The organism is Pseudomonas fluorescens (genome assembly GCF_902498065.1).
Lineage (GTDB): Bacteria > Pseudomonadota > Gammaproteobacteria > Pseudomonadales > Pseudomonadaceae > Aquipseudomonas > Aquipseudomonas fluorescens_BJ.
The window spans coordinates 1-4,303 of the sequence record NZ_CABVIR010000016.1 but is presented as its reverse complement, the minus strand read 5'-3'; the positions used below and the strand labels follow the sequence as shown (position 1 = coordinate 4,303).

The window sequence follows — 4,303 nt, the reverse complement described above, 5'->3', positions numbered from 1 at the left end:
TTGATGGTTTCCGGGGTTGCAGCAACCCGTGTTTCACCCGTCTGGGTTTCGAGAGGAACACCAATGTGCACGTCAAATCTCCTGCGTGATCTTATTGAGTAAACCCAGGCACTTCGGATGGTGCGGCTGGGGCGGCCGATCAGCACGATCCCGCCAAATCAGGGCGGGGCGCGGCATTTTGCAGGCGAACTTTGTGCCCTTCAAGGGATTATGACGGGTGACGGAAAATTAACTACAAGTCACCCCGTGACCGAATGTCGCAACTAACCGGTTCAATCCCTTGCAGGCCGTGACTTGTAAGGATTTTGGCCGAAATTCAAGAAATTACCCATCGGTACGGTGAATGCAGTGTTATTGCCATTGAATAGCGGCTCAAGGCCACGTTTTCAGGCGCTTGTGGGACGTTTGTGCAGTTTCTGAGTACAGTCTGCGAAAATGCGACAAATACTTATATCTGTAGGGCTTTTAATTTGCTGACTACGGGGTCAGCTAATATCGTGGAGCCTTTAACCTTCTAGGCTGTAGCTTTGTGCCTGACTCACCAACCAGTCGCGAAATGCCTTCAACGACGCAGATTCGACCTTCCGCTCAGGAATCATCAAGTAATACGCCTTGATGCTGGACAGCGCCTGAGCGTTGGCAATCACCAGGCGCTTCTCCGTCAGTTCACGCTGAATCAGGAACGGCGGGATCAAGGCAATTCCCATGTCATGCATCGCCGCTTGGGCAAGCATGGAGAATAGCTCGTAGCGCGGTCCTGTCATGTCGCGCGGGATATTAAGATTTTGCGAGTTGAACCATTGGCGCCAGGCATAGGGGCGAGTGGTCTGTTGTAACAGGGGCAGTTCGGCGATTTCGGCGGGCGTCAGGTTTGTCCTTTTGCCCAGTAATTTGGGGCTGCACACCGGCATCGGATTTTCGCCCATCAGCCTGTGGGATTCCGTGCCTGACCAGTCCGCATCGCCAAAGTAAATCGCGGCATCGAACTCCGTGTCGGCAAACAGGAATGGGCGGGTGCGGTTGGTGAGGTTGACCGTTACTTCCGGATGTTTTTGCTGGAAGTCCTTGAGTCTTGGTAGTAGCCACTGGGTACCGAAGGTCGGCACAACCGCCAGTTCAATCACGTTAGTACCCTGCTGGCCCATCACTGACAGGGTGTCCCGCTCTACGGCGTCCAACTGTGTGGCTACCCGACGGCTGTAGGAAAGTCCGGCTTCAGTCAGCTTCACTCCACGTCGCGAGCGTCGGAACAATTCCACACCGAGGAAATCCTCAAGGCTGGCGATCTGTCGGCAGATTGCTCCCTGGGTGAGGGAAAGTTCCTGGGCTGCCTTGGTAAAGCTCTCGTGGCGAGCCGCTGCTTCAAAGCTGATCAGGGCGGTTGTGCTGGGGATCTTCCTGCGCATGTACGTCAACCTCACTAATGCAACGCATAAAAGCTGTTTCTCGACGTTTCGGAGTGAGAAATTAGCACAACAGTATGCAAAAACCTCGTTTGCCGTGGCGACTAACCCGGCCTAGGATCAATCCACGTTATTTGACCCGATTCGAGAGGACACACTCATGGGCGGTAAAGCTAGCTTCAACTGGATCGATCCCCTGCTGCTGGATCAACAGCTCACCGAAGAAGAACGCATGATCCGCGACACCGCCGAGCAATTCGCTCAGCAGAAGCTCGCACCACGTGTTCTTGAAGCTTTCCGTCATGAAAAGACCGACCCGGCGATCTTTCGCGAGATGGGTGAAGTGGGTCTGCTGGGCGCGACTATCCCTGAGCAATATGGCGGCAGCGGTCTGAACTATGTCAGCTACGGTCTGATTGCCCGTGAAGTCGAGCGCGTCGACTCCGGCTATCGCTCGATGATGAGCGTGCAGTCCTCTTTGGTAATGGTGCCAATCAATGAATTCGGTACTGAGGCGCAGAAGCAGAAGTATCTGCCGAAACTGGCTTCGGGCGAGTGGATTGGCTGCTTCGGTCTGACCGAGCCTAACCACGGTTCCGACCCGGGCGCGATGATTACTCGTGCACGTAAAGTGGACGGCGGCTACAGCCTGACCGGCAGCAAGATGTGGATCACCAACAGCCCGATCGCCGATGTGTTCGTGGTCTGGGGCAAGGACGATGCGGGCGATATCCGTGGCTTCGTTCTGGAGAAGGGCTGGAAAGGTCTGAGTGCGCCGGCAATCCACGGCAAAGTGGGGCTGCGTGCATCCATCACCGGTGAGATCGTCATGGACAACGTGTTTGTTCCTGAAGAGAACATCTTCCCTGACGTCCGTGGTTTGAAAGGCCCGTTTACTTGCCTGAACTCGGCGCGTTATGGCATTTCCTGGGGGGCGCTGGGCGCGGCCGAGTTCTGCTGGCACACCGCTCGCCAATACACCCTGGATCGTCAGCAGTTTGGTCGTCCATTGGCCGCTACACAATTGATCCAGAAGAAACTGGCCGACATGCAGACCGAAATTACGCTGGCGCTGCAAGGCTGCCTGCGTCTGGGTCGCATGAAAGATGAAGGCACCGCTGCGGTCGAAATCACGTCGATGATGAAGCGCAACTCTTGCGGCAAGTCCCTGGACATTGCTCGTATGGCGCGTGACATGCTGGGTGGTAACGGTATCTCTGATGAATTCGGCGTGGCGCGTCACCTGGTCAACCTGGAAGTGGTGAATACCTATGAAGGTACGCATGACGTCCACGCGCTGATCCTTGGTCGTGCGCAGACCGGCATCCAGGCGTTCTATTAATAGGAGAACGGCCATGGGCGCGCTTTCGCATCTACGGGTACTGGATTTGTCGCGGGTGCTGGCCGGGCCGTGGTCCGGGCAGATACTGGCGGACCTTGGCGCCGAGGTGATCAAGGTCGAGCGTCCGGGGAATGGCGATGACACGCGCGCCTGGGGGCCTCCTTTCCTCAAGGATGCCTATGGCGAGAACACCAGCGAGGCCGCCTATTACTTGTCGGCCAATCGCAACAAGCAATCAGTGACCATCGACTTCACGCGCCCGGAGGGGCAGAAGTTGGTGCGGGAGCTGGCGGCGAAGTCAGACATCCTGATCGAAAACTTCAAGGTCGGGGGGTTGGCGGCTTACGGATTGGATTATGAGTCGCTCAAGGTGGCCAATCCGAATCTGATCTACTGCTCGATCACCGGGTTTGGTCAGACGGGGCCTTACGCCAAGCGTGCGGGTTATGACTTCATGATCCAGGGCTTGGGCGGCCTGATGAGTCTGACGGGGAGGCCGGAAGGGGATGATGGCGCGGGGCCGGTGAAGGTCGGCGTAGCGCTGACGGACATTTTGACCGGGCTTTACTCCACTGTAGCGATCCTCGCGGCGCTTGCGCATCGGGATCATGACGGAGGGGGTCAACATATCGATATGGCGTTGCTGGATGTTCAGGTGGCGTGTCTGGCTAACCAGGCGATGAACTACCTGACGACAGGTAATGCGCCGAAGCGGCTGGGTAATGCGCATCCGAACATCGTGCCGTATCAGGACTTTCCTACAGCAGATGGCGATTTCATCCTCACTGTGGGTAACGACGGGCAGTTCCGTAAATTTGCGGAAGTGGCCGGGCAGCCGCAGTGGGCGGATGATCCTCGCTTTGCCACCAACAAGCTGCGAGTGGCGAACCGTGCGCTGCTGATTCCGTTGATTCGCCAGGCTACGGTGTTCAAAACCACTGCTGAGTGGGTTTCACAGCTGGAGCAGGCAGGCGTGCCATGTGGCCCGATCAACGATCTGGCTCAAGTGTTTGCCGACCCTCAGGTAAAGTCGCGCGGTCTGGCGATTGAGTTGCCTCATGCATTGGCAGGGATGGTGCCTCAGGTGGCGAGCCCGATTCGTCTGTCCGAGACGCCGGTGGAGTACCGCAATGCGCCTCCATTGCTGGGTGAGCATACGCTGGAGGTGCTGCAGCGGGTGCTGGGTCTGGATGCTTGTGCGGTGGCGGCGCTTAAAGACTCCGGAGTGCTCTAAGGAATCCTTCTATATAGAGGGAAGCGCGCTGTTTTCAGGCTTTCTGCAAGTTATTGATAGAAAAGCGTAATTAGGTGTTGACGGCAGATTCTGGAAGTCTATAATTCGCCCCACTTCCGGCGCAGTCGAAACGAAAAACTCCTTGGTAAACAAAGAGTTACGCAGTTTTCGACAGCGAGTTGCTTCAGGTCATCGAAGCCCAGAAGGAGTTGGTTGAGCAGTGTGTTGTCGCTCAATTGACGGTTCGATCTTCTCGGTCGAAAGCGGAGAAAAAGAGGTGTTGACAGCAGCGAGTAACGCTGTAGAATTCGCCTCCCGCTAACG

3 protein-coding genes are annotated in these 4,303 nt (G+C 56.4%); 2 read left to right on the top strand and 1 reads right to left on the bottom strand.

Annotated elements, in window-relative coordinates:
- Positions 1-506 precede the first annotated feature (506 nt).
- Positions 507-1,406 carry a LysR family transcriptional regulator gene (locus tag F8N43_RS29105; protein ID WP_150630738.1) on the bottom strand — a complete coding sequence of 300 codons (900 nt, stop codon included), beginning with the start codon at positions 1,404-1,406 and terminating at the stop codon, positions 507-509.
- A gap of 157 nt (positions 1,407-1,563) precedes the next feature.
- Here F8N43_RS29105 and F8N43_RS29100 point away from each other — a divergent pair, with 157 nt between their 5' ends.
- Both F8N43_RS29100 and F8N43_RS29095 read left to right on the top strand, forming a co-directional pair.
- Entirely contained in the window at positions 1,564-2,745 is a 1,182-nt protein-coding gene (locus F8N43_RS29100) for an acyl-CoA dehydrogenase (RefSeq protein ID WP_150640105.1), read from the top strand.
- A gap of 13 nt (positions 2,746-2,758) precedes the next feature.
- Positions 2,759-3,979, top strand: a complete 1,221-nt coding sequence (locus F8N43_RS29095) for a CaiB/BaiF CoA transferase family protein (RefSeq protein WP_150640104.1) — start codon at positions 2,759-2,761, stop codon at positions 3,977-3,979.
- Positions 3,980-4,303 lie beyond the last annotated feature (324 nt).

What these genes read in the sequence shown, in the direction of transcription:
- F8N43_RS29105 (WP_150630738.1), bottom strand. Translation starts at nt 1,406, where the DNA reads ATGCGCAGGAAGATCCCCAGCACAACCGCCCTGATCAGCTTTGAAGCA.
- F8N43_RS29100 (WP_150640105.1), top strand. Translation starts at nt 1,564, where the DNA reads ATGGGCGGTAAAGCTAGCTTCAACTGGATCGATCCCCTGCTGCTGGAT.
- F8N43_RS29095 (WP_150640104.1), top strand. Translation starts at nt 2,759, where the DNA reads ATGGGCGCGCTTTCGCATCTACGGGTACTGGATTTGTCGCGGGTGCTG.